The organism is Pseudomonas lini, from assembly GCF_001042905.1.
GTDB lineage: Bacteria > Pseudomonadota > Gammaproteobacteria > Pseudomonadales > Pseudomonadaceae > Aquipseudomonas > Aquipseudomonas lini.
Genome location: NZ_JYLB01000002.1, coordinates 344,732 through 364,412, shown reverse-complemented (window position 1 = coordinate 364,412; position 19,681 = coordinate 344,732). Strand labels below are relative to the sequence as shown.

The 19,681-nt window shown below is 57.2% G+C and carries 21 protein-coding genes and 1 tRNA gene; 5 read left to right on the top strand and 17 right to left on the bottom strand.

The window, feature by feature from the left end; genetic code table 11:
- Nucleotides 1–3: 3 nt before the first annotated feature.
- Genes TU81_RS06115 through TU81_RS06105 form a run of 3 tightly spaced genes read right to left on the bottom strand, consistent with a single transcriptional unit; the run spans nucleotide 4 to nucleotide 3,042 of the window.
- Nucleotides 4–885 (bottom strand): TauD/TfdA family dioxygenase, encoded by an 882-nt coding sequence (locus tag TU81_RS06115; protein ID WP_038979344.1) that lies wholly within the window; start codon nucleotides 883–885, stop codon nucleotides 4–6.
- Nucleotides 860–2,428 carry an AMP-binding protein gene (locus TU81_RS06110; protein ID WP_038979343.1) on the bottom strand — a complete coding sequence of 523 codons (1,569 nt, stop codon included), beginning with the start codon at nucleotides 2,426–2,428 and terminating at the stop codon, nucleotides 860–862. The genes TU81_RS06115 and TU81_RS06110 overlap by 26 nt, the downstream gene beginning before the upstream one ends.
- Nucleotides 2,425–3,042, bottom strand: coding sequence for a thermostable hemolysin (locus TU81_RS06105; RefSeq protein WP_038979342.1), 618 nt, complete (start codon nucleotides 3,040–3,042; stop codon nucleotides 2,425–2,427). The genes TU81_RS06110 and TU81_RS06105 overlap by 4 nt, the downstream gene beginning before the upstream one ends.
- A gap of 171 nt (nucleotides 3,043–3,213) precedes the next feature.
- On the opposite strand from TU81_RS06105, the gene TU81_RS06100 reads away from it, so the two are divergent.
- Both TU81_RS06100 and TU81_RS06095 read left to right on the top strand, forming a co-directional pair.
- Entirely contained in the window at nucleotides 3,214–4,149 is a 936-nt protein-coding gene (locus TU81_RS06100; RefSeq protein ID WP_038980224.1) for a LysR family transcriptional regulator, read from the top strand.
- A 346-nt stretch (nucleotides 4,150–4,495) separates the two neighbouring features.
- Nucleotides 4,496–5,410, top strand: coding sequence for a LysR family transcriptional regulator (locus tag TU81_RS06095; protein ID WP_048394067.1), 915 nt, complete (start codon nucleotides 4,496–4,498; stop codon nucleotides 5,408–5,410).
- 17 nt (nucleotides 5,411–5,427) lie between these two features.
- Here TU81_RS06095 and TU81_RS06090 read toward each other — a convergent pair whose 3' ends face one another.
- The 8 genes from TU81_RS06090 to dapA form a co-directional block, all read right to left on the bottom strand.
- The gene (locus tag TU81_RS06090) at nucleotides 5,428–5,793 is read right to left on the bottom strand and encodes a 5-carboxymethyl-2-hydroxymuconate Delta-isomerase (RefSeq protein WP_038979340.1); all 366 of its coding nucleotides are present in this window, start codon (nucleotides 5,791–5,793) and stop codon (nucleotides 5,428–5,430) included.
- A gap of 57 nt (nucleotides 5,794–5,850) precedes the next feature.
- Nucleotides 5,851–6,777 (bottom strand): LysR substrate-binding domain-containing protein, encoded by a 927-nt coding sequence (locus TU81_RS06085; protein WP_038979339.1) that lies wholly within the window; start codon nucleotides 6,775–6,777, stop codon nucleotides 5,851–5,853.
- 150 nt (nucleotides 6,778–6,927) lie between these two features.
- Nucleotides 6,928–7,119: a YegP family protein gene (locus tag TU81_RS06080; RefSeq protein ID WP_008074435.1), complete on the bottom strand. Its 192-nt coding sequence runs from the start codon at nucleotides 7,117–7,119 to the stop codon at nucleotides 6,928–6,930.
- A 340-nt stretch (nucleotides 7,120–7,459) separates the two neighbouring features.
- Nucleotides 7,460–7,549 (bottom strand) — tRNA-Ser (locus TU81_RS06075).
- Between the two features lie 83 nt (nucleotides 7,550–7,632).
- On the bottom strand, nucleotides 7,633–8,346 hold the full coding sequence (gene purC, locus TU81_RS06070) for a phosphoribosylaminoimidazolesuccinocarboxamide synthase (RefSeq protein ID WP_048394065.1): 714 nt from the start codon (nucleotides 8,344–8,346) through the stop codon (nucleotides 7,633–7,635).
- 28 nt (nucleotides 8,347–8,374) lie between these two features.
- Complete coding sequence (locus tag TU81_RS06065) at nucleotides 8,375–9,133, bottom strand: MBL fold metallo-hydrolase (RefSeq protein ID WP_038979338.1); 759 nt, start codon at nucleotides 9,131–9,133, stop codon at nucleotides 8,375–8,377.
- Nucleotides 9,134–9,137: 4 nt separating this feature from the next.
- Nucleotides 9,138–10,253, bottom strand: a complete 1,116-nt coding sequence (bamC, locus tag TU81_RS06060) for an outer membrane protein assembly factor BamC (protein WP_038979337.1) — start codon at nucleotides 10,251–10,253, stop codon at nucleotides 9,138–9,140.
- Nucleotides 10,254–10,270: 17 nt separating this feature from the next.
- Nucleotides 10,271–11,149 carry a 4-hydroxy-tetrahydrodipicolinate synthase gene (gene dapA / locus TU81_RS06055; protein WP_048394063.1) on the bottom strand — a complete coding sequence of 293 codons (879 nt, stop codon included), beginning with the start codon at nucleotides 11,147–11,149 and terminating at the stop codon, nucleotides 10,271–10,273.
- 325 nt (nucleotides 11,150–11,474) lie between these two features.
- Here dapA and TU81_RS06045 point away from each other — a divergent pair, with 325 nt between their 5' ends.
- Nucleotides 11,475–12,035 (top strand): glycine cleavage system protein R, encoded by a 561-nt coding sequence (locus tag TU81_RS06045; protein ID WP_007898662.1) that lies wholly within the window; start codon nucleotides 11,475–11,477, stop codon nucleotides 12,033–12,035.
- 10 nt (nucleotides 12,036–12,045) lie between these two features.
- Nucleotides 12,046–12,519 (top strand): peroxiredoxin, encoded by a 474-nt coding sequence (locus tag TU81_RS06040; protein ID WP_038979335.1) that lies wholly within the window; start codon nucleotides 12,046–12,048, stop codon nucleotides 12,517–12,519.
- 95 nt (nucleotides 12,520–12,614) lie between these two features.
- Here the strand turns inward: TU81_RS06040 and TU81_RS06035 are convergent, their stop codons facing one another.
- Both TU81_RS06035 and TU81_RS06030 read right to left on the bottom strand, forming a co-directional pair.
- Nucleotides 12,615–13,685: an AI-2E family transporter gene (locus TU81_RS06035; RefSeq protein ID WP_038979334.1), complete on the bottom strand. Its 1,071-nt coding sequence runs from the start codon at nucleotides 13,683–13,685 to the stop codon at nucleotides 12,615–12,617.
- Between the two features lie 31 nt (nucleotides 13,686–13,716).
- Nucleotides 13,717–13,956: a sulfurtransferase TusA family protein gene (locus TU81_RS06030; protein WP_007898654.1), complete on the bottom strand. Its 240-nt coding sequence runs from the start codon at nucleotides 13,954–13,956 to the stop codon at nucleotides 13,717–13,719.
- Between the two features lie 98 nt (nucleotides 13,957–14,054).
- Here TU81_RS06030 and TU81_RS06025 point away from each other — a divergent pair, with 98 nt between their 5' ends.
- Nucleotides 14,055–15,488 (top strand): M48 family metalloprotease, encoded by a 1,434-nt coding sequence (locus TU81_RS06025; protein ID WP_048394060.1) that lies wholly within the window; start codon nucleotides 14,055–14,057, stop codon nucleotides 15,486–15,488.
- An 88-nt stretch (nucleotides 15,489–15,576) separates the two neighbouring features.
- Here TU81_RS06025 and TU81_RS06020 read toward each other — a convergent pair whose 3' ends face one another.
- From TU81_RS06020 to rpoE, 4 genes are all read right to left on the bottom strand, one after another.
- Nucleotides 15,577–17,007 carry a DegQ family serine endoprotease gene (locus TU81_RS06020; protein WP_048394059.1) on the bottom strand — a complete coding sequence of 477 codons (1,431 nt, stop codon included), beginning with the start codon at nucleotides 17,005–17,007 and terminating at the stop codon, nucleotides 15,577–15,579.
- Between the two features lie 247 nt (nucleotides 17,008–17,254).
- Nucleotides 17,255–18,217, bottom strand: a complete 963-nt coding sequence (locus tag TU81_RS06015; protein ID WP_038979332.1) for a MucB/RseB C-terminal domain-containing protein — start codon at nucleotides 18,215–18,217, stop codon at nucleotides 17,255–17,257.
- 8 nt (nucleotides 18,218–18,225) lie between these two features.
- The gene (locus TU81_RS06010; protein WP_038979331.1) at nucleotides 18,226–18,813 is read right to left on the bottom strand and encodes a sigma-E factor negative regulatory protein; all 588 of its coding nucleotides are present in this window, start codon (nucleotides 18,811–18,813) and stop codon (nucleotides 18,226–18,228) included.
- A 30-nt stretch (nucleotides 18,814–18,843) separates the two neighbouring features.
- On the bottom strand, nucleotides 18,844–19,425 hold the full coding sequence (gene rpoE / locus TU81_RS06005) for an RNA polymerase sigma factor RpoE (protein ID WP_003172477.1): 582 nt from the start codon (nucleotides 19,423–19,425) through the stop codon (nucleotides 18,844–18,846).
- Nucleotides 19,426–19,681: the final 256 nt, after the last annotated feature.

Genomic DNA, 19,681 nt, shown 5'->3' with positions numbered 1-19,681 from the left:
GTCTCAGCGGTAGCTCAGGGCGTTGAAGATACGGCGACGTTCGTCAACGATGGCCTCACGGCCGTGCATCACCCGACGGTTGTCGATCATCACCATGTCATGGTCACGCCAGCCGACGGGGTAGGTGTATTGCGCGGAAACCTCAGCGATTTCGTGCAGGAATTCGCTGGGAATGGGCAGCCCGGACGCTGTATCGATCACGGGCACTTCATAGTTGAACGACGGCCCGAGGATGCTGTTGGCAAACGCCGGTCGCTGGCTGAATTCGGAGACCAGAATCGCCGAGGTACTGAAGGCGTAGTGAATTGAATCATCGGCCGGGTTGAAGGAGATTTGCGTCTGCGAATCGTCGCCGACGATCTGCATCAGATCTTCGATCTCGACCGCCGCCGGGTCCGAGAGCGCCGGCGAATAGTGGCAGACCAGCCGACGCCATTTGTCGCCGGCAACAGTGCGGCTGTAGCGAATCGGGTTGTTCTCGAAAAATGTGCGGCAGGCGGGCGACAGTTTCGCCAGCACTTTCTCACCGTCGCACAAGGTGGTTTGCGAGCCCTTGCGCGGCGCTTCCTGGCAATAAAACCAAGTGATGTCCGGCCAGAATGGAGAGTTGCCATTCTCGCAATGCAGACCAATCGCCTGACGACCTGCATCCACCAACTGTGCTGCACCGCCGACCATGACCCGCGCAGGGTCGAGGCTCAGCCGCGAGCTGTTCTGCTTCACATAGGCGCTGAAATCCTCGGCATTGTGAATGCAGTTGCGTAACAGGACGACACCGTAGTGCCCCAGCAACTCGTATAGCTCGGCCTTGCCCAGGCTGGCGAAATGGCGTGGCTCGATAATGGATACGTCGGGACTTTCAGAGTGATAGGCCGGTGTGTTCATCAGATGCACTCCCTTGCAGATTGGCGAAAACAGTAGCGATGTCGGCACGTTTTGGACGGCCGGTGACGGTATAGAGTTGCTCGAGCAATGGATCGTCTTTAGTCAGCAACCACAGGCGGCTCGGGCGCTCGATGTCGGAAAAGCGCCGTGCTGACCAGCTGGCCAGGTCATCGCGATCCGGTGTCGACTCAACACACAACAACGCCACCAGACCATGGGCCTCATCGAAAAACACCGCGGCATCGCGCACACCGGGGTATTCGCGGTATTCCAGCTCGACCTGTTCCGGGCTGACGTTGCGGCCATTGGGCAGGCAGATCACGTTTTTCTTGCGACCGCGAACATAGAGATAACCATCGGCATCCAGCTCCCCCAAATCGCCGGTGTCCATCCAGCCGTCGTCGGACATCGAACAGGCGCTCGGGTCCTTGCCTGAGTAACCACTGAACAACGAGCTGCTCTTGACCTCAATGGTCTGGTCGGTGCCGATGCGCACCTGAACATGCGGCAACGGCCTGCCCACACTACCCAGACGTTGGTGCTGCAAGGTATTCATACTGACGACCGAGGCGTTCTCGGAGAGCCCGTACCCCTGGAACACAGCAATACCCATCTCGGCGAGGGCATGCAGGATATCGATGCTGACGGCCGCGCCGCCGCAGGTGATATGCACCCCCGAATGCAGGTAACGAGACAAGTGCTCGCCTTGCGCGCCGCCTTCGGTCAATTGCTCGTAAAAGCGATTGAGCATCACCGGTGGCACCGTCAATGCCGTTGGTTCGACCCGCAGAATCCACTCGATCAAACGCTGCGGTGATGTCCCAGGCTCGCCCAGCAGCGCCTCGTCTTCTGGCAGGAAATGCACGATCCCACCGGCCAGCAATGGCAAATACGCGGCAGTCACTTGCTCCAGCAGCAGACTCAACGGCACCAGTGACAGGTAGCTGCGATGGGCATCGACCGGCATCCACTGGCGCAGGGAAGTCAACACCGCCCCCACAGCTGCGGTGCTCAGGCGCACCCCCTTGGGCCGGCTGGTAGTCCCGGAGGTATGAATGATTTTGCAGATCCAGTCGCTATCGCCGTCGGGTTCTCGCAACAACGGCTGCTCCAGGGCCGGCTCACTGATACGCCGGAGACGACTGTCGGGAAAATCGAGCATCCAGCGCTCAGCGAGCGTGCGCTCTCCTGCGGCATCCACCAAAAATCCGTCACAACGCTCGGCAAGGTGCTCGGCCTGGGACTGACTGAACGCCAGCGGCAAAGGCAGTGCGGTAATTCCGGCAAACAGACAAGCCAGATCGGCAATCAGCCAGTCACTGCTGTTACGCGTCGCAATCCCCAGCACGACGTGGTCGCCATGAGCCGCCGTGTCGAAACGCCGCTGCAGTTCTGCCGCCAGATTCAGCGCCCGGGATTCCAACTCGCCATAAGTCATGACAGCGGCGTGCTCCAGGCCGGTCGGAGCACAATCGATAGCGCAGACCTTCTGACGATTGACCTGCAACGCAAGCCGTAAATCCGCAATGAAACGGCCGCTCATGGTTGCGCCCTCGCCGGTAAATCGGTCGGCAGTTGGGTGAACAGCGTACCGAGCGTCATGGCTGCAAATCGCGAACGTTTCGGGTCAACTCGGATAAAACCGGTGATCGGTAATTTCGAGTAATAAGTTCCCCAGTTCTTGCCACCATCATCGGCCAGGCGCTGAGGGTCCGCCGTGAGCAGCGGTTCGAAATCGATCTGACAGCTCTCCATCATTTCCCGGACCCGGGGTGTGACGGTGCAAAGCAAATATTGAGCCCCCATGCACCAGGCCAACAGCGGAATCATGTTGACCATGATCATTCCGGCCGTCAGGTGATGAGAAATCAAACTGCCTATTTCGGCAATAACTGATCGATCGATCATTTTTTCAAAACGCTGGGACAAAATCGTTTCTATCGGTTGCGACAGGTATTGCTCCGAGAACAGTGTGCGGTGATCCGCAAAAGTTATCCCGGCGCAAGAAAGAATGCGCTCCTCACTGTCTTGGGTGACCGCAAAATACTGCGGGCTCGGCTCTACGGATGCCTTATAAGAGCTGCGAAATTTTTCTTTCACAACTTCAGTCGCCTGCATCCATAACGGCGTTTGACTTTCCGTGACTCGTACCAACACTTCGCCCTCCTTTCCCGGGTCAGGGATTTCTCTAAAGTGGAACGAGGATATGAGGAAATGTCCGACAGACTATTTAAAAAACCAATTGCTTCCACTAATATATAAATAAACAACCTTGTCACAAAACACGACGTACAGTGACCCGCATGGACTTTCACCGAGATGGATTTTATGCTTAACAGTAATCTGCTAAGAAAACTGGATATGCAGGACCTTATGGTTTTCGTGGCGGTATATGAACAAAGAAGCGTTACTGAGGTCTCCGAAACCCTTTGCGTCAGCCAGTCCACAGTGAGCTATTGCCTGAAAAAGCTGCGCACGAGCTTCGATGACGAACTCTTCATCAATACCCGTAGCGGCATGTGGCCAACACACAAAGCTGCCACAATGTACAGACATGTACTAAAAATCCTGAAAACCATAAACATATGCCATTCTGGAATACCCTCATTCGATCCTGCGCAAAAAGAGATCACTTTTAACATTTGCGCACCCGAATACTTTGAACTTCTGATACTTCCAAATTTATTGAAGCGCTTTATCGGAAGCCGCTTTCCAGTTATTGTAAATATTCAGAAGTTTCACAGAGACATCCCTAATGATGAGCTTATGGATGGGCGTTTCGACTTGGTAATTTGTTTCGGCCCTAACTTTCATCGCGGCGCTAAAAATCTGAAATCACAAGTACTGCTGGAAGACGATCTGGTCTGCGTCGTCGATAAAAACTTCGAGCCTCCAGAGGGCGAGTTCAGCCTGGACACCTTTGTCGCGCGTCAGCATATTTTCCCGACCCCATGGACTTCAGATACCAATATGGTCGATGGCTGGCTCAGCAAATGGGACTACTCTCGCCAAATTATCGCACGGGCCAATAGTTACGTTGCTGCACTGAACATGATTCCCGGAACCGATTTCATTCTCACCCTGCCTCGGCGTATCCAGATGCTGATCAGTAACGACGCCAAATTCAGCCATTGCAAACCTCCGACAGGTTTACCGAACTTCACACTGGAAATGTTGTGGAGCGAGAAACCAGGTCAAAACAGCGCCAACAACTGGTTTCGCGAACAAGTTGTCAGCGTGTGCGCGCAAGACGGCTTACTGTAATAAGACTCATTAACATACAACTTCACTTTACCGGGCCGACCGTAGCCAAGTGTCTGGACGTAACTTCAGCGCTTGGCCGGTGGGGTATTCAGCGTCTGGCAACCCGATGCCGATCACTTTCGAGCAGCCCGCGCTGATCCAGAAAATCCCGGAAAGCCCCTTCAGGCCAGAACGCGCTGGGCGATATGGCCGGCGATTGAATGCGTAGGTCGTGTTACCTACACGTTGTGTCCCACATCTGACAATGAACCTTCCTACAAACCATTCTCCTGGCACTATCGTTCCGTTATCCTCTTATGGATAGGTTGTGCTCAAAACAGAACAGGGAGTTCATCAGGTGGGGCAGATGCTTAACAGCAATTTACTTAGAAAGCTCGATATGCAGGACCTCATGGTGTTCGTCGCCGTGTATGAACAAAACAGCGTCACTGCCGTCTCCGAAACCCTCGGGGTCAGCCAGTCCACCGTCAGCTATTCGCTGAAAAAGCTGCGCACCGGCTTCAAAGATGATTTGTTCATCAACACCCGATCAGGCATGCGTCCAACCTACAAAGCCACCACCATGCACGAGCATGTGCTGAAGATTCTGGAAGGCATCAACTTCTGCCATTCCGGAGCTCAAGCCTTTGATCCGACTCTAAAAGCCGTCACCTTCAACATTTGCGCGTCGGAATACTTCGAACTGCTGGTACTGCCGCGGCTGTTGAGGAACTTCGACTTCGCCAACTTGCCAGTGATCGTCAATGTGCAAAAACTCGATACCGCCCTACCCGTCGATGAACTGCGCGAGGGCAGTCTCGATCTGGTGATCTGCTTCGGTCACGATTTTCAACACAGCCACACTGACTTCAAATCCCGGAGGCTGGTTGAAGACGAGCTGGTTTACGTCTTCGATAAACGCGCAACCCCGCTGGAATCGCGCCCAAGCTTGCGATCAATCGCTGAACATCGTCACGTGCTCCCTCCACACAGGACCTTCGACACCCACAGGGTCGATCACAAGCGGCAGCTTATCGCGCGATCCAACAGCTACAGGGCAGCCCTCAAGATGATCACCGGCACCGACTTCATCCTGACGCTACCGCGGCGCATTCAAACGCTGCTGGCCAATGACGCCGTGTTCAGTCATTGCGAAGCACCGAATGGCTTGCCAGGATTTACCCTCGACATGCAATGGAGCGAAGCCAACGATCAGGACAGCGCCAATACCTGGCTTCGCGAGCAAGTGGTCAAAGCCTGTGGGGAACAAGGTTTGCTCTGAACCCAAGACCTCGCCTGTCAATGGCCGAAAGCGGTTTTGGTGTAGGACTCACGATCAATATCCAGAATTTCCGCACACAACTGCACTTCTACGTTGGCCGGCCATTCGCACAAGTCCTGCAACACCGCCAACAGGCTTTGCGACAACTGCTTCTTGATCTCCGCCGAACGCCCGCTCAACAGTGCCAGCTTGATATGCACAAAAGCCCGCTCGCCCAATGCGGTGCCCACCTTGAAGCTTTCGACCTTCACTGCACGGCTCTTGATATCGAACTCGGCCGCAAACTGACCGGAAGCCATTAACGCATTGTTGAGTCGCATCAACGCCACGTCGGCATTCAGTTCGGGCAAGTTAGCGGTGTATTCCATGTGCAGGTGAGGCATGACAGGGCTCCTGTAGATTGGTAGAAAGTTCGTACATATAACACAGCGCCGTCCTACTCACTGGGACAGCGGAAGGATCGGCCGCTCACTCATGAACGCCTCCAGACGCGAGCGCAGCCAGCGTTCGGCCGGATCGCTGTCGACATGACTGAGCCAGACCATCGACAGGTCCAGAGTCGGCGTCTTGAACGGAAACGGCTCCTTGAACAGTTGGCCGGACGCGGCCATCGCTTCGGCCGTGTAATCCGGCAGGCTGGCGATCAGATCGGTGCCAGCGAGCAAGGCCGGCAACGAGCTGTATTGCGGCACTGAGAGCACCACATGACGAGTACGACCGATCTCCGCCAGCCATTCATCGGCGTAGCCACTGACATTGGCGGTGTGAGACACCAGCACATGCGGCCGCGAGCAATATTCATCGAGGGTCAGCGGTGTATCTGATGCGTCTGCACGCAAAATACTGGGCTGGATGTGTCGCAGCAATTTGCGCTTGGCGTTGGCTGGCAGGCCGCGGGTCTGGCTAATACCAACGGTGATATCACCGGACGCCAGCAAGTCGGGAATGCGCCAGTAGTCGACATGCTGAACCACGAACACCACCTTCGGCGCTTCCTGACGCAAGGCGCGCAGCAACGGTGGTAACAGGCCGAACTCGACATCGTCCGACAGCCCGATGCGAAACGTCATGGTGCTGCTGAGCGGATCGAAATCGTGAGTCAGGCTCAGGGCCACCGACAGCGAATCCAGCGCCGGTGACAGGTGCTGAATAATTTCCTCGGCTCGCGCCGTGGGTTCCATGCGATGGCCGACCCGAATGAACAGCGGATCATTGAACATCGTCCGCAAGCGGTTCAGCGCCGCACTGATGGTCGGCTGACCGAGGAACAGCTTCTCCGCCACCCGCGTGACGTTGCGTTCGAGCATCAAGGTCTCGAACACCACCATCAGGTTGATGTCGGCCTTGCGCAGTTCGTTGCGATTCATCCCTTGCACCCCGGCCCCCAAGACTTGGGTGACAGTTTAGGGAGATGTCGTAATCGGCGTCTATGCAGGTTGGCAAATGACCTGATCCATAAAAACAGGGAGCCCGAAAAAACGAAGCTGCTCTGACTGAGCAGCTTCACCGCCTGGAGTCTATATCTCCTTGACCGGGGTCTGATCATGAGTCCCTTTGATCAAACTGATGGCATGCACGCAATCAGACTTGTTGACGTAAGCCTCCCCACTGGCAATCGTTTCATGATTCCCCGCCCGCAAACGCCAGCGCCATTGGCCCTTGCCAGTTTGTGCGATACCACGGGTTTGCCTGTAAATCTCAAAATACATTGATCGCTCCTTGCGACTGCTGATTACGACAGATCAGTGACCTGCGAAACCAGAGTAGATGAGGAATTTTTGAGGCAATGTTTTTCAATGTGAGGGGATATTTCGAAGAAAAACCCTTGATTCGCGGGGCGTCCAATAGATACGGGAGGCGGTAATTAAAGAGACTCGGTGGAGTCAGTTTTCCCGTAAATATGCATATTTTTCTTACGCTGTTGGTCTGATTTATCCGACACCAAAAACTTGGGGCAAACGTCGGACGAACGCGAAATGGTCCAAAGGAAAAAGCTGCGCAAACGAAAAAGCCCCGTAGATTTTCATCTACGGGGCTTTTTCTATGTAATGGCGGAGAGATAGGGATTCGAACCCTAGGTACCGGTGAAGGTACAACGGATTTCGAATCCGTCCCATTCGGCCACTCTGGCATCTCTCCAACGGCGCGCATCATAACAACACTTTTGCCGGAAGCGAACCCCCTAAGCGAAATTTTTCCGTGCTATCAGATGCTTGCGTCGATTAAAGCGGTACGCCCAGACGATTGGCGACTTCTTCGTAAGCTTCGATGACGTCACCGAGGCCCTGACGGAAGCGGTCCTTGTCCATTTTCTTGCCGGTGGCCTTGTCCCACAGACGGCAGCCGTCCGGGCTGAACTCGTCGCCCAGGACGATGGAGCCGTCGGAGAAAACGCCGAATTCGAGTTTGAAGTCGACCAACAGCAGGCCGGCGTCGTCGAACAGTCTGCTCAGGACTTCGTTGACCTTGAGCGACAGTTCTTTCATGCGAACCAGTTGTTCGGCGGTGCCCCAGCCGAATGCCACGACGTGGGATTCGTTGATGAACGGGTCGCCCTTGGCGTCGTCCTTCAGGAACAGTTCGAAGGTGTAAGGGTTGAGCTTCATGCCTTCTTCGACACCCAGACGCTTAACCAGGCTGCCGGCGGCGTAGTTACGCACGACGCACTCGACCGGGATCATGTCGAGTTTTTTCACCAGGCATTCGTTGTCGCCCAGCAGTTTGTCGAATTGCGTCGGCACACCAGCTGCTTCGAGTTTCTGCATGATGAAGGCGTTGAACTTGTTGTTCACCATGCCTTTGCGGTCGAGCTGCTCGATGCGCTTGCCGTCGAACGCCGAGGTGTCGTTGCGAAACAGCAGGATCAAGCGGTCAGCGTCATCGGTCTTGTAAACCGATTTGGCTTTGCCGCGGTAGAGTTCTTCACGTTTTTCCATGATGGGCTCCGCTTGCTAAGTAGGTGGGCTAGGCGATGTGTCGCCAGTCGAGCCCTGAATCTTGATCGGCCAGTTGCAGCCAGTCCGGGTCGCACCCGAGGGTGTCGACAAAACATTGCCGGGCCAGCTGCGGCAGGTTGTTCTTGCTGCTCAGATGGGCCAGGACCAGGTGTTGCAGGCCTTGCCAGCCCAACTCGGCCACCAGGAATGCCGCCTGATGGTTGTTCAAATGTCCCAATTCACCGCCCACCCGCTGCTTGAGAAAGTACGGGTAGTGACCGCGAGCCAGCATGTCACGGCAATGGTTGGACTCGATCATCAATGCATCGAGGTCCCGGTAGCCGTCCAGCACCGTATTGCAATACGAGCCCAGGTCAGTCAACAGGCCGAAACGCCGCTGACCGTCGCTGAAGACATACTGCGTCGGCTCCTGTGCATCATGGGCCACGGCAATGACGCCGATGCTCAGGTTACCGATTTGCAGTTGCTCGCCGCCAGCCAGAAAGCCTGCGGGTTCAATCGGTTTGCGCATCCCGCGCAGAGTCCCGCGACTGAGGTAGACAGGCAGATTGTAACGCCGAGACAGCAAACCCACGCCATGCACGTGGTCGGCATGTTCGTGGGTCACAAGTATCGCGCTCAACTGCGAAGGGTTCACACCCAGTCGCAGCAGGCGTTTTTCGGTTTCTCGCAGGGAGAAACCACAATCCACCAGTACATACGTGTCGTCGCTGGCTATCAGCGTGCCGTTCCCTTGGCTACCGCTGCCGAGAACGGCAAAACGCATGTGATCAGCCCAGGTTGTCCTGAATCACGCTCAACACTTTACGCGCCACGTCTGCTGGCGCCACGGTGTTGATGTTTTTCTCGACGGTGACTTGGACGTTCTCGCCAACCTTGCTCAGGCGAACCTGATAACGCTCGGCGCGGGCTTCAACTTCTTCCTTGTCTGGCTTACTGCCGAACAGGCCGCTGAAGAAACCTGGCTTCTCGTCCTTTTTCTCGGCTTTTTCGGCGAGGTTGATGTAGTACAGGCCCAGGCTGCGGTTGATGTCTTCAACGCGCCATTCGCCCTGTTCCAGCGCACGACCGACACTCGACCAGGCACGATCCAGATCGGAACCGACGTTGAGCACCGGGTTGCCGCTGCCATCTTCGGTCAGGCTGACACGACTTGGCGTATCGAAATCACGCGAAGCCAGCATGGAGACCGAACCGCCCTTTTCCGAGGTGCGGCTCATGCTCGCGAGCATGTCGTCGACCAGTGCTGCGTCCAGGCCGGTGTTGACCGAGCGATTGGTGAAATCCACGTTGGCGGTGCTGCCGGCAGGACGCTCGGCGCTGACCACGTAGACTTCACTGGTGTTGCGCTGCACGCCCGGCTCGATACGCACCCGCACGCGGGTTTCGCTGTTGGCATCGACACCGGCCGCGCTCAGGCGCTTGGCCATTGCTGCGGACAGTTCGTCGGAATGCTGCCAGGTGGTGGTGAATTCGCCGGTTTGCGGGCGCTGTTCGTCCAGACGGAAACCGTTGTCCTGGAAGAACTGCACGGCCACAGGCCAGACTTCGGCCGGCGGGGTCTGAGCCAGGATCGAACGCGAGTCGCCGCTCTTCTGCAGAGAGTAGGCACTGGCGTCAGCCGATGCCGACAGCGGCTGTGGACGAGGCACGATGTATTCGCCCTTGGCGGTGTCGTCAGCCACGTTGCGCGGGATCGGCAACAGCGGATCCAGACGCTTGGCGGTGCTGACCTCTGGTGGCAGTTGCATCGGTGCAGTCTGTTGCGCTTCCAGGTAATCGCTACCACGGTCACGGAAGTAACCTTCCGGGCCCCAGATCCATCCGCAGCCACTGGTGCTGGAGATAATCAAGGCAAGTGCGGAAAGTCCGGCCAATCGCTTCATGCGTAGTACTTCCTCAATTAAACCAGGACGCCGGACTGGCGCATGGCCTGCCGCAGCGGTTCGTGACAGGCAGCACTGAGCCAGGTGAGCGGCAGACGGATACCGTCCGGCATCAAGCCCATTTCATGCAGTGCCCATTTCACGGGGATAGGGTTGGATTCGATAAACAGGGTTTTATTGAGCGGCATCAGCTTTTCGTGGATCGCCCGGGCTTTGACGGCATCACCGGCCATGGCCGCGGCACACAACTCGCTCATGGCGCGCGGTGCGACATTGGCGGTCACCGAAATATTGCCCTTGCCGCCGAGCAGCATCAGCTCGACCGCGGTCGCGTCGTCACCGGAATAAACCAGGAAGTCGCTGCTCACGCCGGCCAGGATGTCCTTGGCGCGCTGCAGGTCACCCGTGGCTTCCTTGATACCGATGATGTTCTTCACGGTCGACAGGCGGATCACCGTCTCGGCCAGCATGTCGCATGCAGTACGACCCGGCACGTTGTAGAGAATCTGCGGGATGTCGACGGCTTCGGCGATTGCCTTGAAGTGCTGGTACAGGCCTTCTTGCGTCGGTTTGTTGTAATAAGGGGTTACCAGCAGGCACGCGTCGGCGCCGGCGTTCTTCGCGTTGGTCGTCAGTTCGATCGCTTCGCGCGTCGAATTGGCGCCCGTACCGGCGATCACCGGAATACGCCCTGCAACCTGGGCAACCACGCGACGAATCACTTCGATGTGCTCGTTCACGTCAAGCGTGGCCGACTCACCTGTAGTGCCGACCGCCACGATGGCGTTGGTGCCCTCTTGCAGGTGGAAGTCCACCAGTTTGCTCAGGCTGTCCCAGTCGAGACGACCCTGTGCATCCATGGGTGTGACCAGTGCCACCATACTGCCCGCAATCATGCAACCGCTCCTGCCGGAAAAAGAGAGCGGTAATGGTACTGGCGCCAAGATGCTTGTACAAGCGAAGTACTGCGCTGCTGCCATTCCCCTTGGCGCTGCTTTTCGCTACCCTTCAGACTTTGATCGGTACTGATAAGCTCGTACGCCGCGTTCCAGCCTCCATTTTCGGCATCACAAGCCCCGATCCAGCGTTGCCACCCCTCGCTCTTGCCATACTGGAGCACGTTGCAACCTTCGGCCGGGTTTTCTGAATTCGCATCCGCTGGCTCGTCCCGGTAAAAAAGCGCATAAAAGTATCGACCGCTCATCGCTTTAGGAATGCTGCATGTCCACCCCCACAGTTCGCGAACAATTCCTTGTCATCAGTGCCCTCGGCGCCAACCCCATGGAGCTGACTAACGTCCTGTGCCGCGCCAGCCATGAAAACCGCTGCGCCGTGGTCACCTCTCGCCTGACGCGCCATGGCGAATGCAGTGCGTTGATCCTTGAAATCTCGGGCAGCTGGGACGCCCTGGCGCGTCTCGAAGGCAGCCTGCCAGTGCTGGCCAAACGGCACGCCTTCACCGTTAACGTGGTCCGCAGCGCTGCCCTGGAGAACCGTCCCCAGGCCCTGCCGTACGTTGCCTATGTCAGCTCGGCCTACCGCCCGGACATCATCAACGAACTGTGCCAGTTCTTCATGGATCACAACGTCGAGCTGGAGAACCTGACCTGCGACACCTATCAGGCCCCACAGACCGGCGGCACCATGCTTAACGCCACGTTCACCGTGACCCTGCCGGCCGGCACCCAGATCAGCTGGTTGCGTGACCAGTTCCTGGATTTCGCCGACGCCATGAACCTGGACGCACTGATTGAACCGTGGCGCCCACAAAACCCAATGTAAGGAAGCTTTCATGGCCGTAGCCATCGACCAACCGGTTGCCGACTTCGAAGCACCCGCCACCAGCGGGCAATCCGTCAGCCTCGCGGGCCTCAAAGGCAAGCAAGTGGTGATTTACTTCTATCCGAAGGACAGCACGCCGGGCTGCACCACCCAGGGTCAGGGTTTTCGTGATCAGCTTGAAGCCTTTAAAGCCGCCAATACCGAAGTTTTCGGCGTGTCTCGCGACAGCCTGAAATCCCATGAGAACTTCAAGGCCAAGCAGGCGTTCACCTTCGAACTGATCAGTGACAAGGAAGAAGCGCTGTGCCAGCTGTTCGACGTGATCAAGCTGAAAAAGCTCTACGGCAAGGAATATATGGGCGTTGATCGCAGCACATTCCTGATCGACAAGGATGGTGTGCTGCGTCAGGAATGGCGCGGTGTGAAGGTGCCAGGGCATGTGGATGCAGTTTTGGCTGCTGCTCAGGCGCTGAACAAGGCCTGACACCCAAAAAGATCGCAGCCTTCGGCAGCTCCTACGCCACGAGGTGCTCCTGTAGGAGCTGCCGCAGGCTGCGATCTTTTTACATCTCCACCGATCTAAAGCAGTGGCGCCACCATCGGCTCTTTGCGCGGCCAGGCATCCAGCACAGCTTTGAACAGCGTCGCCAGGGGAATCGCAAAGAACACCCCCCAAAAGCCCCACAACCCGCCAAACAACAGCACCGCGCAAATGATCGCCACCGGGTGCAGGTTGACCGCTTCCGAAAACAGCAGCGGCACCAGCACGTTGCCGTCCAGTGTCTGGATGATCCCGTAGACCGCCATCAAATAGATGAACTGATCGCTCCAGCCCCACTGGAACAGCGCAATCAGCAGCACCGGCACGGTCACCACCACAGCCCCGACGTAAGGCACCACCACCGATACACCCACCAGCAATGCCAGCAGCGCCGAATAGTTGAGCCCCAGCGCCACGAAGGCGATGTAGGTCACGCCACCGCAAATGAAGATTTCGATGACTTTGCCGCGAATGTAATTGGCGATCTGCCGGTTCATTTCCTGGGCGACCCGGGTGATCAGCGCCCGCTCGCGCGGCAGATAACCGCGTACCCACTGGCCGATCATGTCCCGGTCCTTGAGAAAGAAGAACACCAGGATCGGCACCAGCACCAGGTAGATCATGATGTTCACCAGCAGCGGCAGACTCGACAGCGAGAATGTCAGCGCCCACTGGCCGAACTTGCCGATCTCGCCCCGCGCCACTTCGATCGCCTGCAACACTTGCTCATCCGACACCAGGTGCGGATAGCGCTCGGGCAGCAGCAACAGCAGCGACTGCCACTTGGCGAGCATGCCGGGCAATTCGTTGAACAACGTGATCAGTTGGTGCCAGAGCAGTGGCACCACGACGATGATAAAGACCAGCAACAACCCCATGAATAACGCGAAAACCAACCCCACCGCCACACCACCCGGCACACGCAGGCGCTCAAGGGTCACCACCAGCCCCTGCATCAGATACGCCAGCACCATACCGGCCAGTACCGGCGCGAGCATTCCACCCAGGGTGAGCACCGCGGTAAATGCCAGAAACAGCAGCACCGCCAGCACCACAGCCTCTTCGTCCGAGAAATAGCGCTGAATCCAGTCGCGTAACACCTTGAACATCAATAATCCTTAGAAACGAACGCAGCAGGTTTCAGGCTTTTTTCAACCAATAGCGGTAAACGCCCGCTTCATCTTCTTCACGAAGCAGGGTATGACCGGCCAATCGGGCAAAGGTGCGAAAGTCGCGCTGGGAACCCGCATCGGTAGCAATCACCTTGAGTACCGCACCGCTGGCTAGTCGGTTGAGTTCCAGTTTGGCTTTGAGCAACGGCAACGGGCAATTCAGACCGCTGGCGTCCAGCTCGGCGTCGTGGGTTACAGCGTCAGTCATCGAATCACTCCGGGGCAGGGGGTTAAGCAGCTTAGAATATCTGGTCCCAAGCGTAGTGTCCGGCTACAGTAAGGTCTTTGTCGACTAAGGCTTTGTGCATGACTTTTTTGCGCCCTACCCTGCTGACGCTCGCTTGCCTGCTCGCCTCACCGGGCTTCGCCGACGACTTGCCGTCACTTGGTGACGCCAGTTCTGCCATCGTCTCGCCGCAACAGGAACACCAACTGGGCCGTGCGTGGCTGGCGCTGTTGCGCAGCCAGGTGTCACAGCTCAACGATCCGCAGCTCAAGGATTACGTCGAATCCAGCGTCTACCGGCTGGTGGAAACCAGCCAGGTCAATGACCGGCGCCTGGAGTTCATCCTGATCAATAGTCCGCAGCTCAACGCTTTTGCCGCGCCGGGCGGGATCGTCGGTGTCAATGGCGGGTTGTTCCTAAATGCCCAGACCGAGGGCGAATATGCCTCGGTACTGGCCCACGAACTGGCTCACTTGTCGCAGCGTCACTTCGCCCGCGGTGTCGAAGCGTCGCAACGCATGCAGGTGCCCATGATGGCTGCGCTGCTGGCCGGCATCGTGATTGCCGCGGCCGGTGCAGGCGATGCCGGGATCGCGGCCATTGCCGGTACTCAAGCGGCGGCGATTCAGGAACAACGACGTTTCTCGCGCCAGAACGAACAGGAAGCCGACCGTATCGGCATCATGAATCTGGAAAAGGCCGGTTACGATCCGCGCTCGATGCCGACCATGTTCGAACGACTGATGCGCCAGTACCGCTTCGACGCCAAGCCCCCAGAATTCCTGCTGACTCACCCGGTGACCGAATCGCGGATCGCCGACACTCGCAACCGCGCCGAACAGGCCAAACCGGGCGGTATCGAAGACAGCATGCGTTACCAGCTGATTCGGGCACGCGTGCAGCTGATCTATGAAGAAACCCCAGGCCTGGGCGCCAAACGCTTTCGGGCCCAACTCGATGAAAACCCGAAAAATGACGTCGCGCGCTATGGCCTGGCAATCGCCCAGATCAAGGGCGGCCAGTTGAATGAGGCTCGCGAGAACCTCAAGCTGCTGCTGGCCAAATCGCCGAACGAGATCATCTACAACCTGGCGCAGGTCGATCTGGACATCACCAATAATCGTCTGCCCGATGCTCAATCACGGGTCGACCGGATGCTTACTCAATACCCCGGCAACTACCCGCTGAATCAGGTGCGTGTCGACCTGCTGCTCAAGCAGAATCGAGCGGCAGATGCGGAAAAAGCGCTGGAGAACCTGCTCAAGAGCCGACCTGATGATCCGGATGTCTGGTACATGGTGGCCGAGACTCGCGGCCTGTCGGGCAACATCATCGGCCTGCATCAGGCTCGCGCGGAGTACTTTGCGCTGGTCGGCGACTATCGCCAGGCGATCCAGCAACTGGACTTCGCCAAGCGCAAGGCTGGCAGCAACTTCCCGCTGTCATCGCGGATCGACGCACGGCAACGTGAGTTGATGGAGCAGGAACGGATGGTCAAGGACATGATGGGCTGACGTCTTCAGAAAAAGCTCAGAAACAAAAATCCAGGTACAAAAAAAACCGCCTCTTTCGAGGCGGTTTTTTATTCAGCCGACAACCGGTTTATTCAGCCAGTTTGAAGGTGATGAAGCTGGCGCGACCTTGACGCAGAACCCGCATCGACACCGAGCGGTTCTTCGGCAGTGCCTTGGCAATGTCCGTGAACTCCTTGGAGGAGCCGATCGCCTGGTTGTTCAGGTGAGTGATCACATCGCCCGGCTGCAAGCCAATCAGGGCAGCAGGACCGTCCTGGACTTCCTTGATAACCACACCACCCTTGAGGTCGAGGGTTTTCTTCTGCTCTTCGGTCAACTCGGCCACCGAAACACCCAGGCGATTGCTGCTGCGCTCAACGCTGGATTTAGGCAGGGCTTCCAGCTCTTTGCCTTCTTCAGGAATAGCGCCGACGGTCAGCTCGACGTTCTTGCGCTTGCCTTCGCGGATCACTTCAAGATCAGCTTTCGAGCCGGCCTTCAGTGCGCCCACCAGGTGCGGCAGATCGGCGGACATGACGATCGGTTGACCGTTCATGCTGAGGATCACGTCGCCCACTTGCAGACCACCCTTGGCAGCCGGACCGTCATCCTGGATCTGAGCCACCAGCGCACCGGCCGGCTTCTCGAGACCGAACGACTCGGCCAGATCCTTGTTCACTTCCTGGATCACTACGCCCAACCAGCCACGACTGACTTTACCGCCGCTTTTCAGCTGATTGGAAACGTCCATCGCCACATCGATAGGGATTGCGAAGGACACGCCCATGAAGCCGCCGGAACGGGTGTAGATCTGCGAGTTGATGCCGACCACTTCACCGGCCAGGTTGAACAACGGACCACCGGAGTTGCCCGGGTTGATCGGCACGTCGGTCTGGATGAACGGCACATAGTTTTCGTTCGGCAGGCTACGGCCGATGGCGCTGACGATACCTTGGGTCACCGTGTGATCAAAGCCGAACGGCGAACCGATGGCCACGACCCACTGACCTGCTTTCAGGTCCTGCGACTTGCCAAGCTTGAGAACCGGCAGGTCCTTGCCTTCGATTTTCAGCAAAGCGACGTCAGAGCGCGGATCGGTGCCGATCAGCTTGGCCTTTAACTCACTGCGATCGGCGAGGCGCACGAGAATCTCGTCGGCATCGGCAATCACATGGTTGTTGGTCAGGATGTAGCCGTCGGGCGAGATGATAAAACCCGAGCCCAGGGATTGCGCTTCACGCTGACGATCGCCGCGTGGGGAACGTGGCTGCTGCGGCATGCCCCGCTCAAAGAACTCGCGCAACATCGGCGGCAAGCCTTCAAGGTCAGGCATTTGCTCGCTGGACACCTTACGGTCCGGCAGCTTCTGGGTAGTACTGATGTTAACCACCGCGGGCGAGGCTTGCTCGACCAGCTGCGTGAAGTCAGGCAACTCGACCGCTTGCGCAGCGACCGCCTGACCGAGCACCAGCACGGTGGCCAAAATGGAGAGATAAGACTTCAAGCGTGGTATCGACATACGGCTCCCGTTACGACGAGCATGGTTAAGCGATATGGAGCAAGGAACACCGGAAACGATACGCCGGTATTTTTGTTCCGGGAACAACAAACAAGGCCAGAGCCGAGGGGCTCTGACCTATAAAAAATTTTCGGGATATTTGCAAATGAAAATGCTCGGCAAAACATTTCGAGGCATCAATGGCGGGATAGCCATTGTCGACCTCCCGCACCATCCAGACCCCGATAGGTGAGCATGGCTGATCAGCTTACTGCTTGCTGGTAGCCGCGGCATCGTTGCGCATGGACAGCGCAATCCGTTCGGCGGTGCCAATCGGTATTTCACCGACCACAGTCACCATCATCTCGCCTTGCGGTGTAGTCAATCGCCGGGAGACAGCAACGGTTGGCCCCAACTGGGTGCGCGTATCAGTGACTGTTGCGCCATTCAACGGCTCAAGGAACACCGAGAATCGGGCCAGACCGTCGTCGAACATCAGACTGTTGACCTGGGCTTTGGTCTCCGGATCCTTGTGCGAGGTACTGCTGGTCAGCTCGAAACCTGGTGGTAACCAGTCCGAATGCCAGACCTGCGCAGTTTTGACGGCGGAAGCCTTGTCACTGTCGAGGGTAATGGGTTTGCAATCAGAACCTGCCTGCAAATCGCTGTCGGAAGGCACCTCGGCAGTATCCAGTCGGGTGAACTGGAACCGCTCCAGCAGTTGCCCTTTGTCATTGAGCAACAATGACTTCAACGGCAAACCGGTTTCCTTGTCCAGATGCAGCTCAAAACCGTAGCGGTGCTGATCGCGAGGCTTCAACGACACGATCACCGCTGAACGTCCGGCCACACGCGACTTGCCGATGACGGCAAGGTCATACCAATTCTTTAGCTTTTGTGGATCGAGTGCACGAGCGGTGGAGTTGGGTGAGTCCCCCAGCCCTGCTATCAGGGTGCCGCTCACGCATTGAGTATGCCCATCAATGCGCACGACTTCCTGTGCCGAGCCGTCGAGCTGGAGTAAACGCTCGCGGACCTTGCCATCCTGGACGCGATGCCAGATGTTGTGGGTAGAGAAACTACCGTTACGCTCGTAGACGAAAGTACCGTGAAAGCTTTGCGTTTGCTCCGCCTGCCCCAGACGCTTCAGCCAGTCCTGGGCTTCATCGGCGTGGGCTGGAACAACGAACCAGCCACTGAGCAGAAGCGTAAGTAGAGGTATGGCGCGCATGATCCTCCTTAGCGGTTTTCCAGGCTTGCTGCACGAGCGTAAGGCAGAGCGCTCTCAGTACCTTTCAATGCAGCCTGTTGAGCATGTTGGCGCAAGTAACCTGGCAGACGCTGATCGTGCCAGCCTGGCTGACCTTGCAATACGCCGTTGGCCATAGGGCCAGTGGCTTCCGAGCTCTCATTGTAGCCTGCCAATACAGCTGGACCCTTGACCTGAGGAGCGGCCAGACCCGGTTGACTGGATTGCTGGGCCAACTCGACACCGGCGATCTCGTCCTGGTTGTACAGACGAACACCCGCCAGCACGGCAACGGTCACCGAAGCAGCAACTGCCAGACGACCGAGGCTGCGCCATGGACCGCGAGAGGCTTTTGCCGGTACGGCTTCGTCAGCCAGCGCAGCAGAGACTGCCGCAGCGATGTCCAGACGAGGAAGCAACAAATCCTTGTGCATAACTGCCCGAGCGATCTGGTAACGAGCCCAAGTATCGCGGGTTTCAACATCGTCGAAGGCATTCAACACCCGACGCAATTCCAATTCGTCCGCTTCGTTATCCATCACTGCGGACAGCGATTCCTGCAGGGCTTCACGACTCATGGCGTTCCTCTCTTGGCTGTCGCCGCTGTCTCAGTTTTCCTGCAACAACGGCTGCAGGGCTTTATCGATGGCTTCCCGAGCGCGGAAAATCCGGGAGCGCACGGTACCCACCGGACACTGCATGACGCTGGCAATGTCCTCGTAACTCAGACCATCGAATTCACGTAAAGTTAAAGCCGTACGCAAATCTTCTGGCAGTTGCTGAATGGTTCGATGGACGGTGCCTTCGATCTCATCCCGCAGCAATGCACGTTCTGGCGACTCGAGATCCTTGAGGCCATGATCGCCATCGTAGAACTCTGCATCCTCGGAACTGACATCGCTATCCGGCGGCCGACGGCCGCGTGAAACCAGATAGTTTTTCGCCGTGTTGATGGCGATGCGGTAAAGCCACGTATAAAACGCGCTGTCTCCGCGAAAATTACCAAGTGCACGGTATGCCTTGATAAAGGCTTCCTGTGCGACATCCTGGGCTTCATGGGTGTCGTGCACGAACCGCACGATCAACCCGAGAATTTTGTGCTGGTATTTCAGCACTAGCAGATCGAAAGCTCGCTTGTCGCCGCGTTGAACGCGCTCGACCAGCTGCTGATCCTCTTCCTGGGTTAGCATGAACACTCCTCGATAAGCTCGAAGGAGGCTTGCATTACTGAACGACCAGACTTGCAAACATAGACTCGGGCTTTTCGCAAAAGTTCTCCCCCTTCAAGCAAGTTTCCTGCGCACTCTGATTTGGCACGCACGAAAAGCGCAGCGCGGGATAACCCGGCTGCGCGAATAATCTTGTCATCGGATTCGTCAGCAAGGACCCAACCGCAAGTCCCGCCCCGAAGCCGACACTGTCCCTTGTTTCAGGCAACCTTCTATT